This is a genomic window from Porphyromonas sp. HMSC065F10 (genome assembly GCF_001808555.1).
In the GTDB taxonomy this organism is placed as follows: domain Bacteria; phylum Bacteroidota; class Bacteroidia; order Bacteroidales; family Porphyromonadaceae; genus Porphyromonas_A.
The window spans coordinates 1-334 of sequence record NZ_KV793798.1 but is presented as its reverse complement, the minus strand read 5'-3'; positions in this window follow the sequence as shown (position 1 = coordinate 334).

Sequence of the window (334 nt, the reverse complement as noted above, 5' to 3'; positions counted from 1 at the left end):
TCGACCCCTTGCGGGTCGCCGAGCAGAAATCCCTTTTCCGGTGACCCGCAAGAGATCGGCATGCAAGAGCATATCGCTGGGGATAACGCACCTGAGTGGCACAGAAGCCCTTCGTCTCATCGTGAGGAGAAGCACCCCGGCAGGGGTGCCCGCTTCGTAGCCACGGGTCGAGAGGCGCAGCCCCGAAGACCCGTGGATCAGCCATTACAAGCGATCCCACGACCCCGCCAGGGTGTCGCACTGATTGCCTGACTGGTAAGTGCGACACCCTGGCGGGGTCGTATGCCTATAATGCATCATCGTCTCCCGCGGTCTTCGGCACTTCGTGCCTCGA